At 38.1% G+C, this 17,930-nt stretch carries 17 protein-coding genes; 4 read left to right on the top strand and 13 right to left on the bottom strand.

The window, feature by feature from the left end:
• The first annotated feature begins 262 nt into the window (after positions 1-262).
• Genes nirK through AC0L7T_RS09425 form a run of 3 tightly spaced genes read left to right on the top strand, consistent with a single transcriptional unit; the run spans position 263 to position 3,137 of the window.
• Entirely contained in the window at positions 263-1,738 is a 1,476-nt protein-coding gene (gene nirK, locus AC0L7T_RS09435) for a copper-containing nitrite reductase (protein WP_473342310.1), read from the top strand.
• Positions 1,735-2,496 carry a formylglycine-generating enzyme family protein gene (locus AC0L7T_RS09430; protein ID WP_473342309.1) on the top strand — a complete coding sequence of 254 codons (762 nt, stop codon included), beginning with the start codon at positions 1,735-1,737 and terminating at the stop codon, positions 2,494-2,496. Before nirK ends, AC0L7T_RS09430 begins: the two co-directional genes overlap by 4 nt.
• A 41-nt stretch (positions 2,497-2,537) precedes the next feature.
• Positions 2,538-3,137, top strand: coding sequence for an SCO family protein (locus AC0L7T_RS09425; protein ID WP_473342308.1), 600 nt, complete (start codon positions 2,538-2,540; stop codon positions 3,135-3,137).
• A gap of 143 nt (positions 3,138-3,280) precedes the next feature.
• Here the strand turns inward: AC0L7T_RS09425 and AC0L7T_RS09420 are convergent, their stop codons facing one another.
• The 12 genes from AC0L7T_RS09420 to AC0L7T_RS09365 all read right to left on the bottom strand — a co-directional run bounded on the left by AC0L7T_RS09420 (position 3,281) and on the right by AC0L7T_RS09365 (position 13,459).
• The gene (locus tag AC0L7T_RS09420; RefSeq protein ID WP_473342307.1) at positions 3,281-3,679 is read right to left on the bottom strand and encodes a group III truncated hemoglobin; all 399 of its coding nucleotides are present in this window, start codon (positions 3,677-3,679) and stop codon (positions 3,281-3,283) included.
• Positions 3,680-3,698: 19 nt separating this feature from the next.
• Positions 3,699-4,139 carry an RrF2 family transcriptional regulator gene (locus AC0L7T_RS09415; protein ID WP_473342306.1) on the bottom strand — a complete coding sequence of 147 codons (441 nt, stop codon included), beginning with the start codon at positions 4,137-4,139 and terminating at the stop codon, positions 3,699-3,701.
• A gap of 10 nt (positions 4,140-4,149) precedes the next feature.
• A complete protein-coding gene (locus AC0L7T_RS09410; protein ID WP_473342305.1) occupies positions 4,150-4,632 on the bottom strand; it encodes a hemerythrin domain-containing protein in 483 nt (160 codons plus the stop codon).
• 600 nt (positions 4,633-5,232) lie between these two features.
• Positions 5,233-6,234 (bottom strand): alpha/beta fold hydrolase, encoded by a 1,002-nt coding sequence (locus AC0L7T_RS09405; RefSeq protein WP_473342304.1) that lies wholly within the window; start codon positions 6,232-6,234, stop codon positions 5,233-5,235.
• A gap of 440 nt (positions 6,235-6,674) precedes the next feature.
• Positions 6,675-7,316 (bottom strand): hexitol phosphatase HxpB, encoded by a 642-nt coding sequence (hxpB, locus tag AC0L7T_RS09400; protein ID WP_473342303.1) that lies wholly within the window; start codon positions 7,314-7,316, stop codon positions 6,675-6,677.
• A gap of 113 nt (positions 7,317-7,429) precedes the next feature.
• Complete coding sequence (locus tag AC0L7T_RS09395) at positions 7,430-7,609, bottom strand: hypothetical protein (protein WP_473342302.1); 180 nt, start codon at positions 7,607-7,609, stop codon at positions 7,430-7,432.
• A gap of 213 nt (positions 7,610-7,822) precedes the next feature.
• Positions 7,823-8,221 carry an outer membrane beta-barrel protein gene (locus AC0L7T_RS09390; protein ID WP_473342301.1) on the bottom strand — a complete coding sequence of 133 codons (399 nt, stop codon included), beginning with the start codon at positions 8,219-8,221 and terminating at the stop codon, positions 7,823-7,825.
• Between the two features lie 257 nt (positions 8,222-8,478).
• Positions 8,479-10,242 carry a hypothetical protein gene (locus AC0L7T_RS09385; protein WP_473342300.1) on the bottom strand — a complete coding sequence of 588 codons (1,764 nt, stop codon included), beginning with the start codon at positions 10,240-10,242 and terminating at the stop codon, positions 8,479-8,481.
• A gap of 154 nt (positions 10,243-10,396) precedes the next feature.
• The gene (locus AC0L7T_RS09380) at positions 10,397-11,764 is read right to left on the bottom strand and encodes a Gfo/Idh/MocA family protein (RefSeq protein WP_473342299.1); all 1,368 of its coding nucleotides are present in this window, start codon (positions 11,762-11,764) and stop codon (positions 10,397-10,399) included.
• A gap of 136 nt (positions 11,765-11,900) precedes the next feature.
• On the bottom strand, positions 11,901-12,470 hold the full coding sequence (locus AC0L7T_RS09375; protein ID WP_473342298.1) for a uracil-DNA glycosylase family protein: 570 nt from the start codon (positions 12,468-12,470) through the stop codon (positions 11,901-11,903).
• A 165-nt stretch (positions 12,471-12,635) separates the two neighbouring features.
• Positions 12,636-13,103, bottom strand: coding sequence for a cytochrome c oxidase subunit 3 (locus AC0L7T_RS09370; protein ID WP_473342297.1), 468 nt, complete (start codon positions 13,101-13,103; stop codon positions 12,636-12,638).
• A 35-nt stretch (positions 13,104-13,138) separates the two neighbouring features.
• Positions 13,139-13,459, bottom strand: coding sequence for a hypothetical protein (locus AC0L7T_RS09365; RefSeq protein WP_473342296.1), 321 nt, complete (start codon positions 13,457-13,459; stop codon positions 13,139-13,141).
• Between the two features lie 181 nt (positions 13,460-13,640).
• Here AC0L7T_RS09365 and AC0L7T_RS09360 point away from each other — a divergent pair, with 181 nt between their 5' ends.
• Positions 13,641-14,816: a hypothetical protein gene (locus AC0L7T_RS09360; protein WP_473342295.1), complete on the top strand. Its 1,176-nt coding sequence runs from the start codon at positions 13,641-13,643 to the stop codon at positions 14,814-14,816.
• 61 nt (positions 14,817-14,877) lie between these two features.
• On the opposite strand, the gene AC0L7T_RS09355 is transcribed toward AC0L7T_RS09360, so the two are convergent.
• The gene (locus AC0L7T_RS09355; RefSeq protein ID WP_473342294.1) at positions 14,878-17,628 is read right to left on the bottom strand and encodes a TonB-dependent receptor; all 2,751 of its coding nucleotides are present in this window, start codon (positions 17,626-17,628) and stop codon (positions 14,878-14,880) included.
• Positions 17,629-17,930 lie beyond the last annotated feature (302 nt).

The following is a 17,930-nucleotide window of genomic DNA, read 5'->3' as shown; positions in this document are numbered from 1 at the left end:
TTTATTCTGCAAATTTCATTTTTATCAATATATTATTATTAATTATATTAATTTATTAGCACTAAAAAAACATACAATTGTTTTATTACAAAATTTAATGTACTTTAAGAAGAATAATATTGTATTATATTACATGACAAATATCATGATTTCACCTAATTTTTGTTTTATCCTGTGCACCTGTCCCTCACTACCTTTACCCAAATAAACAGCACCAAAACAAGCTTTCAAAAATCACAATCTATATAAATAATAATTTATCATGGAAATAAAAAAAGTAAGGTCAATTAGAGGATATTTTTATCTTTTTATCCTTTTAATTCCGGTAATAATAGTTGGCTGTCAAAGCCATGAATCTGAGAAAAAATACACCCCAAAAAGTGTTACTGATTATTCTAAAATAAAGGTGTTTGGAGAAGAGAAAGCCACCCTTACTTCTCCACCAAACGTACCACCACCAGTTGGAAACAGGCCTGCAAAGAAGCTATTTGTGGAAATGGAAATCATCGAAAAGGAGGGTGAAATGGCAGACGGAGTTACTTATATGTATTGGACATTCGGTGGCACAGTACCTGGATCCTTTATCAGGACGAGAGTAGGTGACGTGGTGGAATTCACCATCAGCAATCATCCTGACAATAAACTCCCACACAATATAGACATGCATGCCGTAACCGGACAAGGAGGTGGAGCAGAAGCTTCATTTGTAGCTCCAGGGCAGCAAAAGGTCTTCTCTTTCAAAGTAATCAATCCAGGCTTGTTTGTGTATCACTGCGCTACAGCACCTGTTGGTATGCACATTGCCAATGGCATGTATGGTTTGATATTGGTAGAACCAGAAGGTGGTTTACCCCCTGTGGACAGGGAATTCTATGTAATGCAAGGCGATTTTTATACTGAGGGCAAATTTGGTCAACAAGGATTGCAACCTTTCAGTATGCAAAAAGCAATTGATGAAAATCCAGATTATGTGGTTTTTAATGGAAATGTTAATGGACTTTCAGGTGACAATAGCATCACTGCCAAGGTGGGTGAAAACATCAGGATATTCTTCGGAAATGGCGGACCAAATCTTGTTTCTTCCTTCCATGTTATCGGTGAAATTTTCGACAAGGTATATCTTGAAGGTGGTGAACAATTCAATTATAATGTACAAACAACCCTAGTACCAGCAGGTGGATCTGCCATAGTAGAATTTGTGGCCGATGTCCCCTCCAATCTGGTAATTGTAGACCATAGTATTTTCAGGGCATTCAATAAGGGGGCTTTAGGTATTCTATCCGTTTCTGGAGAAGAAAACAAGGAAATTTTCGCCGGAGCAATTATGGAAGGAATTTATCAACCTGAGGGAAGTGTCATTCAGAACATGCCTAAAAATGAACTTGAAATCGAAGCTCCGATAATTTTAAGCAAAGAAGAACAACTTATTGCCGGTAAAAACCTGTACATGCAGGCATGCTTTGCTTGTCACCAGCCTAACGGTGAAGGAATACCAAATGCTTTCCCTCCACTCGCTAATTCAGATTACCTCAATGCAGATTCAGACCGTGCCATCGACATATTGCTACATGGACTTTCTGGTGAGCTGGTTGTTAATGGCAAGTCCTACAACAGTATAATGCCTGCTCAACAAATGAACAATAGTGAAATAGCCAATGTATTGACCTACGTATATAACAGCTGGGGCAATAGTGGTAAAGTAATATCCCCCCAAATGGTACAAGCCAGAAGAAAATGAAACGCTGGATTATAATAGGGTTACTCATCCTGGTTCATTTCAATGCCATGAGCCAGGAACAAACAATGAGAAAAATTGATGGGGGAGCCTATATCCCGCTTTATGGAAATTCAAATGAAGAGGTGGAAGTAAAAGGCTTTTATATTGACCCAAAACCTGTAACCCATAAGGACTACCTTGAATTCGTAAAAGGGAACCCAAAATGGCGTAAATCTCAGGTAACTAGCCTATTTGCAGATAAAAGATACCTGGAAATTTGGGAAAATGACCTCTCCTATCCTTCAGCGTTGAAGGATAGTCCAGTCATCCAGGTATCTTGGTTTGCAGCAAAAGCATATTGTGCATGTCAAGGCAAGCGACTTCCTACAGTTGATGAGTGGGAATATGTAGCCATGGCCGACGAAGTGAAAGAAGATGCCAGAGGGGACAGTCTCTATAATTTGGCGATTCTAAGAAGCTATGAAACACCAAAAACCTATTTACTAAAAGTAGGCAGTAAACCAAGTAATGTCTATGGGGTCTATGATTTACATGGTTTGGTTTGGGAGTGGACGCTGGATTTTAATTCCATCATCATTACAGGCGAGTCCCGAAGCAATGGAAACACTGACCAAGGTTTGTTTTGTGCAAGTGGTGCATTAGGGGCCAACGATTTGATGAACTATGCAGCCTTTATGCGCTATGCCATGCGTTCAAGTTTAAAAGCCCGTTACAGCATGACCAACCTTGGCTTTAGGTGTGCTAAAGACATCAATTAATAAATTTCACCAAGGCCTAATCCGCCAAAAACACTATTAAAATGAAGAATTTCATCACCATATTGTTTACACTTGGTATCCTTCTTTCAGGATGCAAAGAAAAAACAGCTTCTACAAAATTAACACAAGAAGAAGTCAAGGAATTGAATGAAATGTCCATTTATAATTTACCAAGCCATTGGAATACGCAGGATGGAAATCAAATTTCGTTCATTGACCTTAAGGGACAGCCACTAGTGGTTGTCATGATCTATACGACTTGCCAAGCTTCTTGCCCGAGATTGGTTGCAGACATGCGATTTATTGAGAAAAAAGTAGCTGGAAAAACAGAAAATCAACCGCGCTATGTTTTGGTAAGTATTGACCCATTAAACGATACTCCTGCAAGACTTAAAGAATTTGCTGCGGAAAACGAAATGGTTGGGGATCAATGGCTATTTTTGCAAGGCACCGAAGACAGTATAAGGGATTTTGCCAACATCTTGTCGGTAAAATACAAACAAATAAACCCTATGGATTTTTCCCATTCAAATATCATTAGTGTATTTGACAAGGAAGGAGTATTGCAATACCAGAAAGAAGGGTTGGGCTTAGAAAATGATGAAATTGTGGACCAAATTATTGACATAAGCGAAATTTAGATTGGATCCCAATATGGGGTTTAATAAGTCATTAGGACGCAATTATTAGAGATGCAAAACCCTGTTTTGGTAGTATCATATACTATTTCAGGACAGCATTCAATCAATTTTCATCCTGCACAATTACTCCCTACTCTAATGTCTTAACTTAAAAGGCCTATGTCCTTATCCTTATAATAAGCTATTTTTAACTGGAACATTTCAGCCATCTTGGCTGCTCTCCAAAGTGCTTCTGTTGCCTTTTCACCAAAAAAATTTTCCCTGAGTGTTTCCTGAAACAATAATAACCAGCGCTCAAAATGTGTTTTATCTATGGGCAATTTTGCGTGCGGAGGAAAGGGACTCCCATAATAGGTATGCTCCTTCAATAAAACCGTCTGCCAGAAAGTGTACATTTTTTCAAGGTGTCTCTCCCAGTTGCCTTTGATTTTCTGCTCAAAAATTGGCCCTATCAACGCATCTTCCTTAACTTTTTCGTAAAAAAGATCAACTAATTTCTTGATTTTATCTATTGAATCTAAATCTCCCTTTTCATTCTCCACTTTACAATTAAATTAAAGATTATACCAGAATAGTTGACAAAGTAGCATTTCCTGAAGTCACTTCCACGGCAAGTTCCTTTATCGTCTTCTCTGAAAGCAATTTAGCCAAATTTTCTCTTATTATTTTGTATTCATTATGAATTGGACACGGGTGGGATTCTGAGCATTGTTTTAAACCTAGACCACATCCTTTGAAAAGCTTGTCCCCATCAATGGCTTCTACTAGATCCAGCAACCTCATGTTTTCCTGGTCTTCACTGATATAAAAACCCCCATTCGGCCCTTTAGTAGAACTTACTAAATTTTGTTTGGCAAGAGATTGTAGAATTTTAGCAGTAAAAAATTCAGGAGCATCTATTTCCTTACAAATGTCTTTGACACCTAATTTCACCCCTTTTGAATTCTGGGACCAAATGTAGATAACTGCTCTGATGCCATATTCACATGCTTTTGAAAACATATACTTTTAATTATTTAACCCAAAATTTATCCTCCCATTCTTCATTAGTAGGCTCATGGATAGCCGCTACTTTCCCCTCCATTTCATCCAATTCCTGGCTTTGCAATTCAACTTGCAAATATTGGAAAAGCTTCCTTTCTTCAAAACGAATATGGGCTTCTACCAGCAAACAGAACTCTGTTAATTGAACAGACAATTCGTCTTCTTTAAGTAGGTCAAGTTTCTTAAATAACTTTCTGATCTCCTTGTGTTGCCCTTCAACTTCTTTTCTAAGTAAATCATTTTTTGCCATGTACGAAAATATCACCTTTTCCTCCAGAGAGAAATGAGGTTCAAGATGCGTAGAGAAAAAATATTTCACATAATTGTACAATCTTTCAGGTTCAATTCCTTTACCCAGCCCCTGCCGTACCTTCCATACTAACAACAAGCCAAAATGATGATCTCTAGAAACGGGCACAAATGCCGGATGTCTCTTTAGCGGTTTTCCCATAACAGGCTTACTTTTTTATGGACTTATGTCAGCCCAATTTTCATGAAACTATTCAAAGGTAATGAGTATAAAAGTAAATTAAAAGACTATTTTATCTTTAATTTCCATTAATACCTTTTGGGCATTGCTTTCGCATAATCCTATCTCCATGCATTGTCAGGAATAGGTGTAATCAAAACAAAATCAGGCCATTTCGAGTCTGATATAGCAATGCTTTGCTGATATTGAAGTGACCACATCACAGAAAAATTATCTCCTATCTCAGGTCAAACGTATTCCCTTTACCTTGTCCTTCCTAAAACTTATTTAAACCGACCCTAAAACAAAATCTGTACAATAACTCACTGACTAAATTAAAGTGGGTCTCAAGCTTCAATAAGTCAGAATAGACAGTAAAATAACCGCTTTGGTTTGCTTTTAAGTTCCGGTCTTTGCAAAATAACCCAATAATTATCAGCCCCAGCATTTCAAGAATTACCCAACCAAAAGCAATCCCCTGATTTACTATCCAATAACCCCAATATATAAAAAGAATGCGGCCAAAGAGATTTAGCACAATTCTTTTGAACACTAAGTATCTTCAGTGGACCTATTGGGAAATCATTTTTTCAAAAAATCGACCAAAGGATTTATAAATCCATTATAATCTTCAATATGAGGCAAATGACCAATCCCTGGAAGTTCAACTAATTGGGCATTGGGAATTCTTTTTTGTGTTATTTCCCCCAATTCACTGTATAAGCCCATGGTTTCCCTCACTTCTTCAGTTACCAAAGGTTTACCAAGTGCTGTTCGATCTCTTGTGCCAATGATCAATAAGGTAGGTGATGAGATATTTTCAAACTCATAAACTACAGGCTGAGTAAAAATCATATCATAAGTAAGTGCCGAGTTCCAGGCAATGGTTTCGTAAGATGAATTAAGTGTCCATCCTGCTAAGAGATTTACCCATTGGTCGTATTCTGGTTTCCACTGATTGTCATAATAACTTTCAAGCTGGTACTTTTTGATGCCTTCATAATTCTTTTTCAATTCATTTTGATACCACCACTCAACAGGTTTATAGGGAACCTTAAGCTTCCAATCTTCAAGGCCAATGGGATTTTCTAAAATAAGTTTTTCAGTTGTCTCAGGGTACATTAATGCAAATCGGGAGGCCAACATGCCTCCCATAGAATGTCCTAAAATAGCCGTTTCCTTTATGTTTAATGAATCAAGTAATGCTTTGGTATTTAGTGCAAGTTGTTGGAAAGTATAATGAAAATGAGCTGGCTTTGAGGATTTCCCAAACCCTACCTGATCAGGAACAATCACCCGATACCCTTCTTTTGTCAATGCTTCGATGGTGGTTTTCCAATAAGCGCCATTGAAATTTTTACCATGGAATAAAACAATATTTTTCCCATTATAATGATCTGGCTTTACATCCATATAAGCCATCTTCAAATTTTGTTCTTGGATGTTCAAGGGCAAATAGGAAACAGCATAGGGGTATTGGTAATTTGAAAGCTCAATATCTAACCATTGCAAATTGTTGTCCTGAGCGGATGTGAAATGGTAACTACTTAAAAACAAGATTATAATTAATATTCTTTTTGTCATTTTATGTACTTTTTAAATTTTAAAATGCTGGATTTCGATCTATAGGCACTAGCAATGCAACCACACCCTTCCCTCTTTAAACTGCCTATTATTTTGGGTTTTTGCCATTAAACCATGTCCAAGCCATTGGCTGTTTTTCTGAAACACATTTTACGGGCATGCATTAGAATAGTTGTTAACTTAATTCTCCTAAGATCCCCGCAAATTTCCTTCCAAGCTTGATTACTACACCTTCTTGTTCCTCAAATATTGATTCCTGATGATGCCATTGGACACAAAATAGCTTGTGACTCTCCCTTTCAGTTAGGGAGGCATCGTATAAAATTAGATTATTTAAAAAGGGTTTATTGAGATTAGGTTGCTATTTATTGAAGCCTGAGGGAATCTATAGGCACCAATAGCAATATTAAATTATTCATTTAAAGTTAGTCATTATCTCTTTAAAATTCCATATCACCACTTTCAAAGCTGTCCATTTGAAAGTCTGCTATTTCGAAACCTTTTCCCTGGTTTCCATTCGTAAAAGCAATGACCTTCATACCTGCATTTTTTGCAGCCAGCATCCCTGAATAGGAATCTTCAATTACAATGCATTCTGTTGGATTGGCACCCAACTTTTCAGCAGCGCTGAAATAAATAGCAGGATCAGGCTTGCCTTTTACTTCTGACTCGGCAGATAAGGTTGCATCAAATAAATGTAAAACGTCTAATTTCTTTAAAACGACAGGGATTATTCTACTTGGGGAGTTTGTTGCCAAGCCAATTTTATACCTTTTGTCTTTTAACTTTTCGATAAAGGGTTTTACACCTTCAATCAAGCAGTCTTCAGCCTCAATTAAAGCAATAACTCTTGACACGACCAACTGTTCTACAACTTCTAAATCAACATTTTTCCATGGAAATTTTTTATACCAAAACTGCGTAACTTCAAAAGTGGTCATGGGTTTGGTCAGGTTAGCCTGTTCCTCCGTTACCTCAACACCTAAAGAGGTGAAAACTTCAAATTCTGCCTGCTTCCAATATCCTTCTGAATCGACTAAAACGCCATCCATATCGAATATAAAGGCTTTGCTATTGCTCATGTTCATCTAATTTTCCGCTTTTCAATAATTCTTTCCACCGAAGTTAAAATTGCATTTTAATTATACGTAGTCAAGCATCAGGCCTATATAAATTTCATTTGGCAATATCAATACTAATGTATTCCACGCCAATTAAACATATTGAATGTTCTGGCAGTAGAAGTCCCAAGATTTCCATTGGAATCAATCACTATAAACAGTACGGCGTATACACCTGGATCCTCAGCCGTTAAATTTTCCGATAGCATAAATTCCAGTTCATTATCAGACAGGTTTTCAAAGACCTTATTCAATACAACATCTTTTTTGCTATGTCCTTAGAAATTGAACCAGTTTCACAGCCAACATCCAAAACTAACATCCCTTTTTTAAGAATGGGCTCAGGTGTTCGATAGTCAGTTTTTAGACTTCGGTCATCAAATATTTTTGTGCTAGCATTTGCGTCCCTTTCAATGGGTTTGTTCCCTTTCATTTGCTTGTAATTCTCCTTCCATTAACGTTAATGGTTACATCCGGTTTCGTTCTTCCTGAGATCCTGTTTCTCGGTTTCTTTTCACCTTCACTTTTTGATTGCCAAAAGGTATGGAAAAAGTCAATTGAAAAACCCTTTCGGAGAAATCATTGTCCCCAAAAGTTCTAATACCCAACTCGGGTTGATTGTATTCCCATTCATGAACACCACTGGTTGCAGTGATGTCTTGAACACTAAAAGTAAGTAAATGCTCATTCTTGAATTTTTTACTAACCCCAATATTTATATAATGGTGAAGGTATTTTACCTGGTCTCCATCAATATACGGGCTCATGTACCGTCCATCAATATTAGCTGTCCATGAATTGCCCAGGTCAAAAACATTGGCAAGCTGAGCAGTAATGGTGAAAACACCTTTTTTTAGTCGATACAAATGTACTTATGCTAAAGAAATATCACGAAATAGCTTGTAATTAACCATAGTATCAGAAACGGTGAAGTCTGTGTATTCACGGGTGATACCCTTTAGTCAGCATATGAAATCACCAAAACATCAACCTAGGTTGGCTTCAAAACGTATTGTTTTGCTATGTCTTCAAATCCGGATTAAAACCAAAAAAGCCCCTTTTAGATTAATTAAAACCTGTAAAGGGGCTAAAGTGTAAAAAATTGAGAATAGTCTAAAAAGTTTTATGCCATCTGAAAATTTAATTTCATCTCAGCCAATTGGGCTTTCACTCTTTCCAATATCAACTCATTTTCATTGGACCAGGAAAATTTAAAATCCTGATAATAAGCAATCCCTTCAGATAAATTCTTCTTGAATTTATTGATATAAACCTCCATTTTCTTTCCATTTTCAGGCAAAGCATTTTCTATGTCTCTTCTAAGGTGCTGCAAATAGAGTTGTAATTCTTTTACAAAAACATGTGGACGCTCAGGGTCTAAGGTCAAGTTTGCCTTTCCGTAAATGTGGTCTACCATTTCCTTTAAGCTAAAGGAGCCTTTGAAATAGGCCAAATTAGGACCTGGACAGATGGTTACTGCTTTGAGGTTCCTTCGGGGTGTTTCCCCAGCGCTCAATAATGCAGGAGCACCTAACCCCTCGCAAAGGCAATCCTTTTCTAAAACTTCTGTTAAAGCAGCTTCGGAAATTTCACCCGCTTCCCATTGTTTGACTTTTAGGTTTTGGTATTGTCGGGATGCGGTACAAATTGGTTTGTCTGTAAACTCAACATTTGAGGAAAGGAGCTTTTTATAGCAAGGACTCCCAGGCTTCCCTTTGGCAATTCTTTCCTTCCGCTGAGATTCAGCAGTACTTGTTCTCAGGTTATTGAATGGCACTCCCAGTGGAGAGGCTCTGCTCAGGTAGAAATCAGATTTTTTGGCTTTCAGCAGTTTATCAAAAGTCTCTTCATCCACACTTGTGGCTTCAGGAACCAGTAAAAAAGGACTTCCCCAACCAGTGCCATCCAATTCGTATTTTTCCAACAACATACGGTTTTCATCCGCATTACCTATGCCTCCCTGATAAGTGATTTTAGGTTTGATATTATTCGGTAATAAGGGTTGATTCTTTTTACTCAAAGCATCCTGGCAGATCGCCAAAATTTCTTCTTTAAGGCTCTCCCTATTTAATTTAAAACTATCTAAAATCGGTCCTGCAAGAAAGCCATCCGTAGCAAAGGCATGACCACCACAGTTCAACCCAGATTCAATACGGTATTCATCCACCCATAATCCTTTTTTGGCAAGGAACTTGCCTTGAATCAAGGCAGATCGGTAATCCGAAACTTTTAAAATAATTGGTTTTTTAATGAGGCCATTTTTATCAGGAAAAAAGTCTTCAAATTTCTCAGCATAGCCATAAAGAGCAGGATTCATTCCAGCAGAAAATACCACACCACCTCTTACTTCACTTTCAGCAAAACCTCTTAATGCGGCCAATGCATCTGAAAACTCTCTAGGCAATAAAGTACCATCCTTGGCATAATTGAGCTTGTCTATCTTCGTCATAATATTGACATCGATATTACCCGGGACAATTGCCTCCCTTAACGCTTGTTGGAGTTCAAGTTTTTCCTTACCTGTAGCAAGTTTCATCTTAGAATAAAGGCCGCTAAGGGCATGATCGAAGGGCAATAAATCGAAATATTTGTCTATTTCCAGCCCTTCTCCAAAATTTTGTTTTTTTAATTCTTCAATTTGACCATCAACAGTACTTTGTAAAAAATTAAGGTAAGCCTTTATCCGTTTTGCTCTCGAATCATCAACTTTTTCATTTATAGGTTCAAATTGGGTTGCGGTGGAATAATGACTACGCATGTCTTCCAACAACTGATCATCCATGATGGATACTACAGATGAGATGCCAAAACGAACAACTTTTATAGGGGTATCTACGGTAAAACCCAGACCCATTACAGGAATGTGAAAATTATGAATTACAGCCATTTTGTTAACTTTAAATTGAATGCTAAGCACCTTTGAAAGTGCTTAGATTGAAAACAAAATTACCTGTATAAGACTTCAAAAAAGATTAGCTTTCTCAGCTTATAAACTGACTTTTGTCAGGAAATAAGCTGAGAAAGCAATAGTCAATAAAAAACTAAACTTTCAAACTTCTGTATAGAGCTCCCCATGGCTCTCTCATTTTCCTGATAAGCAACTGGTTGGCTGCAAAGTTATCTTTAAACTGCTCCTTTTTTGGGTCCCAAACCAGATCCTGCTCCAACATCATTGCTATATTTCCTAAATGTGCAAGTGAAATGGATCGGTGACCGACCTCTGCAGGAGCTACTGTTTCCTCACCGGAATAAATGCAATCTATAAAGTTCTTAAAGTGGTTATCGCTGACATAAAGTTGTGTCTCATCAGGTCCAATTACCGTGTCTTTCAAATTTTCAGGATTGATTTTATGTTCTCCACGTGTGGCCCAGGCAGAACCTTCGGTTCCCTGAAAGGTTACCCCAAAGTCTTTGTCACTCTGAATGATTAGCTTAACATCATTTTCATAAATGCACTCAAAATAAAACCGGGTCGCCGTATTCCATACCGGATGATCCGACCAGACCGCCTGGGCATTTTGGATTTTCACTGGGCCTGTAAGCTCAGTACCCATACCCCACTGGGCAATGTCAGGATGATGTCCTCCCCAGTCTGTTACATTCCCTCCTGAATAGTCCAAATTCCAACGAAAGTTCACGTGGGTTCGACAAGGACTGTAGGGTGCTTCAGGAGCAGGCCCTAGCCACATATCATAGTCGAAATCCTTAGGCACTGGAATGGTTTCTGTCAAGTGCCCTGTCTTTCCAAAATCAGGCGTTCCTCCTGGTAATCCGCAAGTGACGGTATGAAGATCTCCCAACCTCCCATTTCTCGCGAGCTCACAAACCCTCCTGAAATGGTGACTGGATCTTTGCTGACTGCCCGTTTGAAAGGTGACACCGTATTTTTTAACAGCATCACTCATGGCCCTGCCTTCGTCTATTGTTAGTGAGAGTGGTTTTTGGCAATAAATATGTTTTCCCGCCGCTGCCGCCATCATCACGGGTATAGAATGCCAATGATCAGGTGTGACCACCTCCACGGCATCGATGTCTTTGCTTTCTAATAATTCTCTAAAATCAGTAAATCCAATAGCCGATTGGTAACTTGTTTTGTTTTTATCCGAATAGTAGTCATCCACTACCTGCATGATATAATCCCTCCCCGCTACTTTACCATTCCAATATCCTGAACTTTTTTTATTGACATCACAAACCGCCGTCACTTGAACACGCTTGTCTGCTAAAAAGTCTTTTACATCATTCCCAGCCTGATTCCCGGCACCAATAAAACCCAGGTTAATCCTATCTGAGGGTGCCACAAAACCATTTTTTCCTAGTGCAGATCCGGGTATGATCGTTGGTATTGTAAGCAGGCTGCCAGCCGCCAATACCGATTTTTTTAAAAAATCTCTTCTCAAGTTTTTCATGCCTCAAAATAACGTTAATTCAGTAAACTGACAAACGAAATTTCAAAAATACACTATAAAACAATACTATGTAAACATTGAATACAGACCTCAATGAACAATAAAGGGATAGAATACATTCTTCAACCAAAACATATTATAGCAGCGCATGCACTTCGTTTTGCAAGGCGGGCACCACTTCATCTTCAAACCAAGGGTTTTTCATTTGCCAGATTCTATTCCTAGGCGAAGGGTGCACCAAAGGAAAAAACTTTGGAAGGTAATTTTGGTAATTCCTTACCGTTTCGGTTAAGGTTTTCTTCTTCTCCTTTCCCAGGTAATAATTTTGTGCATACTGCCCTATCAACAATACCAATTGAATGGCTGGCATCTCACGAAACAAATCCGCATGCCATTCGGGTGCACATTCGGGTCTAGGAGGCAAATCCCCACCCTTGCCCCTTCCAGGATAGCAAAAACCCATCGGCACAATTCCGAAAACTTCGGGGTCATAAAAAAGAGCCGCATCCACTCCCAACCAAGACCTTAGATTCCTCCCACTCGCATCGTCCCAGGGCACTCCACTGGCATGCACTTTGGTTCCCGGAGCTTGTCCTATTATTAAAATTTTACTTTTGGAATGTGCAGATAAAACCGGCCTCGGTCCTAAGGGAAGGTGTTTCTCACAAATCCTACAAGCTCTGATTTCTTTAAGAAGCTTTTCCATAAAAGTCATTCATTCACATAGAGTGCCAATATAAATAGGTATGTCTTTTTGACATCCTTAATTTAAGATATGCATATCCTTTTTCATTCTGTTATATACTCACTATTTAACCTTTCCTTTCAATAAGGTTTAATTTTGGATAATCTGGCTATACTAGGAAAGAATTTAAGCCATAAACGACATATAGCCTAAAATAACCATCCCTACCACTACATGTATCAGGTGAAACCCGGTAAGCAACCAATAAAAAGTGTAAAACATATTGTCCCACATCTCCAGTCCGGAACTAAGCTTCTCGTAGTACTCGTAACACTTCAATGCTAAAAACAATCCGCCACCTATGAGGGTGATTTTCATCAACTGTTTGGCTTTGTCTTTCCTTCCGCTTCTGAATGCCTCCACTGCCCTGGCCATCGTATATCCACTAATCAATAAAACCAGGGTGTTGATAGTGCCTATAAATGAGTTCAAATGCAATCTGGCATCATGAAAAAGCTCTGGCGTCAAGTTACCATAATAGGCCAAACCCAGCAGTCCTAGCCCAAAGGTACCCAGCTCTAGAAAAATTATGATCCAGAGCATAATTCCTCCGGGAGGATAATAAATGTTTTTATAGGATATTTTTCCCTGCATTTGCTCCATTGTTTTGTGTTCTAGCTCTATCAGTATTATTGATACTTGATCTTCTCATATAGTTTTACAAGGGATTTCATGAGCTCGACTGGGGAGGTTAATGTCTGGTAGTGATTCTGCCCAAACATCTGAGGTAAATAATATTTTGCCTGTGCCTCTATGGCCAAGGCATAAGAATTAATTTTCCTTTCATTCAATTCCCGCAAGGCTTGTTTGACATCCTGTATTCCATACTTTCCTTCGTACTTGTCAAAATCGTTTGGCTTGCCATCCGAAATCAAGATGACCCATTTATTTTTACTAACATTCTGAAAGTTATAGGATAAAAAACCAAACAGATTGACAATTAACTTCATAATACCGGTTAAAAAACACCTTACATCCCAATATCTAGACAATTTTAGTCCATTCCAGGAACATTCAAAAACCACCAACCGATCTATCTTACTTACTTACAGAAGGTTGAAATCCGAAAATATTCAATAAAACTTGACAATTAGGCTTACAATTACTATGTTAGTTCATAAGAATAAATCCATGAAATCTCCCAAGCATTTAATCTTCCTGTATAGTATCTTCTTTTCACAAATTCTTATTTCTTGCCAAAAAGAGAAAACAGAAACGGCTACCGAAATATCACTTGAAATAAGGGATAGCATTCGCATCGACTATATTGGATTGCTTGACTTAATGGACATTCAACCCAATAGGGAGCGTCTGCTGTTTCACGATCCGCAAAGAGGCATCATTTTGATGACTGATTTCAAGGGGAATCATTTGCTAACCATGGACAAACGAGGAGATCAAAAAGACAATTACGGCAGGTTTTTATGGAGCACTGCCAAAATCAAAAAAGAGGACCATGTCTCACTCGTTTCCCACAAAGGATTTTTTGAATTCGATGCGGAAGGAAACCTGGCCAGGCACGAACCATTTGAGGAAGAGGTTCCTTTCTTTGCTGGACGTGCTGCTGCCGACTCAGAATTATTGGAGCACAATGGAATATTGTTTCAAAAAGGGCTTGTGGCCCGGGGCGAATACAACAAAACGCAAGACGAGTATTATGATCAATTTCAACTACTAGTGAAGTTTGATCCGGATAAAGGTTCTGCCGAACGGATTATCAATCTTGAAGAAAGCAGTCCTTTCCGAAGCTCAGGACGGTCCTATGAAATTTCAGAAATGAATCCATGCTTTACCATTCTGGATGACAAATTGCTGGTCATTGCCGGGACAGATCCCCATCTCAATGTTTATGATATTAAATCACCTCACCAATTGCTGGATAGGAAACGCATCGATTATCCCAATTATCAGATGGGTGAAGGGGAAGATAGAGCAAAGGCCGACCCTAAATCCATTGCTTATGATGAATCTGCCGGCCGCACTTATTCCCTAAAAGTTTATAAAGATTACCTAATCAGTTCCTACAGCTCTGGCTACGATCTGGCAGATAAAGAAAATTACAAAACCATCAAGGCAAGGGAGGATTATAAGGTTTTCAAAGAAAAAATTGAAGGAAAATATCATCCTGCACTACTTGTTATGGATCATCAAGGGGAAACTATTCAAAGCATAAGCCTACCTGATAATTTGGATCACCGTCAATTTTTGGTGCGCGACGGGGAGCTCTGGTGGCTTTCCAAATTCAACACCGAAAAGGAAGAAGATTTTGTACAAATCTATAAAGTAGAACTAGTCAACAAAAAATAGGCGACACATTATTGGGTCGCCTATTAGATAATATTCATATTAAATCCTTTGCTATCCCCAATTACAGGGCCATGTCATAGCCACCAAATCTTCTGAGGTTGTATGTCACTGTAAGCATGAAGAACTGCCTTAAAACCTGAGTTCTGACATCCTCTATATAGACATCTGTTACATTTCTATTGATACTTGCATTCTGATTGAACAAATCAAAAACGGTAAGCTTTATCTCTGTTTTATTGCTTGGAGGAATTCTATACCCAATATCCATATTCGTTAAAAGGATGCTCCTATCAAATTCATCGCCTAGACCAGTGTAAAGCTGGTGGTTAACACTTGTGCCTACGAAAACACCTCCAACAAAATTCCAAAACAGGTCGGCTTTGGTATTGTGGGTATAATAATTATTCTCCAAACTTTCCTGTAAACTACTTCTTACCCAATTAAAAGTGCCTCGTGAAGAAAGGTTAAAATCAATGCTTTCACTGATATTACTACTCAGGTTTATCCCCTGTCTGTAAGAAGTATTTTTATTGTTATTCAACTGTCCATTGATAATACCGGGACGGTTACGCGTACTAAAACTAGAATTAACACTCAGGTTACTTTTCATGAATTTTAGTGGAAACCCATAACTTCCATATAGCCTATACACGTAATAATTATCAAGATTTACAGGCTTTGTAAATTGACCCCCTTGCGCCAGGGCTACATCATTTTGAATAAGGGTATCCTGGGTAGCAATAAATGTTTCATTACCGATGTAATCATTCCTGATGTTTCCATAAAGGAAAAACATCCAGGAGCGATTGGTTTCAGGATTAATAATTCTATACCTGGTGAAAAGCCTATGGCTGTATTCCTGATTTAGTTCAGGATTACCGGTAGAAAGCTGCAAAGGGTTGGCATTACTGATAACATCCTGCAATTGCCCGATGGAAGGTGCATCTGTATCGGTATTGTAATCAATTCTAATATTACTGAATTCCCCTGTTTTATAATTGATTACCGCTCTTGGTAGAAAATTGGAAAAAGACCGCTGTGTATTTTCAAAACCTGGGAATAACCTGTCACTGTCAATATAAGCAGCCTCATAATTTAGGTTAGTGAAAAAGGAAAGCTTTTCTGTTTTATAACTATAACCAGCTCCTCCTCTATGGGTAATATAACTGTTTTCGAATCTATTGGTCAAAGTACTATCAATCTCAATTAAACCGGTTTCTGCTTCCTGAATTTCCACATCTTGGTTGGTATCAGAATTGTTATTTGAAACCCGGTATCCAAAACGAAGTCTGGATTTTTCACTTATAGGCTCATAAAAATTCAAGCCAGCATTGTAATAAAAGCTATTGTACTTGTTTTGCTTGAATTGTATAAGTGAATCGATATTGGCATCCTGAAAATTCGTCGTGACAGCCACCAAATCTGAATTGCTGTCACTTTTGTATTTACTTGTATAAATATAGGTAGAGAATGCCCTCCCTTTTTTATCAAATTTATACCTGTAATTCAAAGAATTGGCAAAACTCATGGATTCTCGAGAAGAAGTGGTCTCATTTTGATTCCGATTAATCAAGGTATTCTCATCATAAAGATTGTAGGCATCCCTAAGGTTGACAGAATTCCTAAAATCCAAACCTATTCTGGGCTTCAAAACCAAAGCATGTTTTTCATTGATTTCATAGTCTATTCTCGCACTAAACCTGTGGCTTTGCGTTTTTGTATGGTAGTTTCTGTCCTCATTGTACAACTGAAGACTATCATCGGGTAGAATATATTCTCTGGAAGAAGTCCTGTTCAATACATTGTCTCTGTCATTGAAAAGGTAGTTCCCAGTAACCTTTAATTTCGCATCCAGGTACTCATCAGAGAAGTTTGTCCCCAAGGCATTGGTATTTGTAATTCCCGGAAGTTCACCTACAGTTAAACCATCATTTGACCCTCCACTACTACTTTCTAAACTTCCCAACTCATCTCCTCCAAAATTTTGTTGGTTGATATTATTACTCAAACCCAATACAGAAAACCTTCTTGCCCCATTGAAGAAATTCATATTTCCTCCAGCAATATAATTGTTGTCCGTGCCGACACCTCCATAAAACTTTCCGAATCTACCCGCACGCATGTCCGGTTTTGTAATGATGTTTATCGTTTTTATGGTTTCACCATCATCAAAGCCTGTTAACTTTGATTCTTCACTTCCTTGGTCCAAAAATTCAATCTTTAATACTACTTGAGCTGGAAGGTTTTTCAATGCAGCAGCTGGATTGTCGCCAAAGAAAGGCCTTCCATCTACCAATACTTCCTTTACTTCCTCGCCTTGGACCTCAATGACACCATTTTGGATTACCACACCCGGCATCTTTCGAACCAATTCATCGGCATCAGCCTCTGGTCTGGTTTTAAAAGCATTCGCATTGAATGCCACTGTATCTCCTCTAACTTCTCCGGTAAGCGCATCGGCTGACAATTCAAAGGCCTCTAGTTCCTGACCATCACTTACAATCTCAAAAACACCCAAATCGCTTCCCTCAGGGGATGTTATCTGCTTTTGAAACACTTGATAACCGATGAAAGAAAGCTCTATTAGAAAGTCTTTAACTATTGGCCTATCAATTTTAAACTTTCCGTCAAAATCTGTGTAAGTTGATTTTAAGGTTTCACCGTCTTGGTTTTTTAAAAAAACATAAGCGCCAAACAGAGGTTCCTTGGTTTGGCTATCAATGATGGTTCCGGTAAATTGCTGCTGGGCAAAAATACTGGAAGTAGTAAAGAAAAAAAGGAATACAATAAATATGGGTGATTTGATAGACATGAAGTAATAAATTATAGAAATAACAATTGGCTTGATTAAAATCGAAAGCAAATTGAGCATGAATCAATAACTTTCAAATGACAATTATGCCAAAGTGAACATGACAGGTTTGTAAGGCAAATTACCCAGATAATTAAAGAGGTCGTTTTCCAGAGAAAATCAAAATTCACGATTAAAAAACCTCAAAATCTTCCAATTGAAAATAAAACCAATGTTTATTTCAATAAATAGGGAAAATTTGTTTCTGACAATTAGGGCTTTAAAGCTTTGGAGAGAAAATTCTTTTAAATGGGATTTGCATT

It is taken from the genome of Cyclobacterium sp. 10D3-21, assembly GCF_055809755.1.
This window is presented reverse-complemented; position numbering and strand designations above follow the sequence as displayed.

What these genes read in the sequence shown, in the direction of transcription:
- nirK (WP_473342310.1), top strand. Translation starts at nt 263, where the DNA reads ATGGAAATAAAAAAAGTAAGGTCAATTAGAGGATATTTTTATCTTTTT.
- AC0L7T_RS09430 (WP_473342309.1), top strand. Translation starts at nt 1,735, where the DNA reads ATGAAACGCTGGATTATAATAGGGTTACTCATCCTGGTTCATTTCAAT.
- AC0L7T_RS09425 (WP_473342308.1), top strand. Translation starts at nt 2,538, where the DNA reads ATGAAGAATTTCATCACCATATTGTTTACACTTGGTATCCTTCTTTCA.
- AC0L7T_RS09415 (WP_473342306.1), bottom strand. Translation starts at nt 4,139, where the DNA reads ATGTTTTCAAAAGCATGTGAATATGGCATCAGAGCAGTTATCTACATT.
- AC0L7T_RS09410 (WP_473342305.1), bottom strand. Translation starts at nt 4,632, where the DNA reads ATGGGAAAACCGCTAAAGAGACATCCGGCATTTGTGCCCGTTTCTAGA.
- AC0L7T_RS09405 (WP_473342304.1), bottom strand. Translation starts at nt 6,234, where the DNA reads ATGACAAAAAGAATATTAATTATAATCTTGTTTTTAAGTAGTTACCAT.
- hxpB (WP_473342303.1), bottom strand. Translation starts at nt 7,316, where the DNA reads ATGAGCAATAGCAAAGCCTTTATATTCGATATGGATGGCGTTTTAGTC.
- AC0L7T_RS09385 (WP_473342300.1), bottom strand. Translation starts at nt 10,242, where the DNA reads ATGGCTGTAATTCATAATTTTCACATTCCTGTAATGGGTCTGGGTTTT.
- AC0L7T_RS09380 (WP_473342299.1), bottom strand. Translation starts at nt 11,764, where the DNA reads ATGAAAAACTTGAGAAGAGATTTTTTAAAAAAATCGGTATTGGCGGCT.
- AC0L7T_RS09375 (WP_473342298.1), bottom strand. Translation starts at nt 12,470, where the DNA reads ATGGAAAAGCTTCTTAAAGAAATCAGAGCTTGTAGGATTTGTGAGAAA.
- AC0L7T_RS09370 (WP_473342297.1), bottom strand. Translation starts at nt 13,103, where the DNA reads ATGCAGGGAAAAATATCCTATAAAAACATTTATTATCCTCCCGGAGGA.
- AC0L7T_RS09365 (WP_473342296.1), bottom strand. Translation starts at nt 13,459, where the DNA reads ATGAAGTTAATTGTCAATCTGTTTGGTTTTTTATCCTATAACTTTCAG.
- AC0L7T_RS09360 (WP_473342295.1), top strand. Translation starts at nt 13,641, where the DNA reads ATGAAATCTCCCAAGCATTTAATCTTCCTGTATAGTATCTTCTTTTCA.
- AC0L7T_RS09355 (WP_473342294.1), bottom strand. Translation starts at nt 17,628, where the DNA reads ATGTCTATCAAATCACCCATATTTATTGTATTCCTTTTTTTCTTTACT.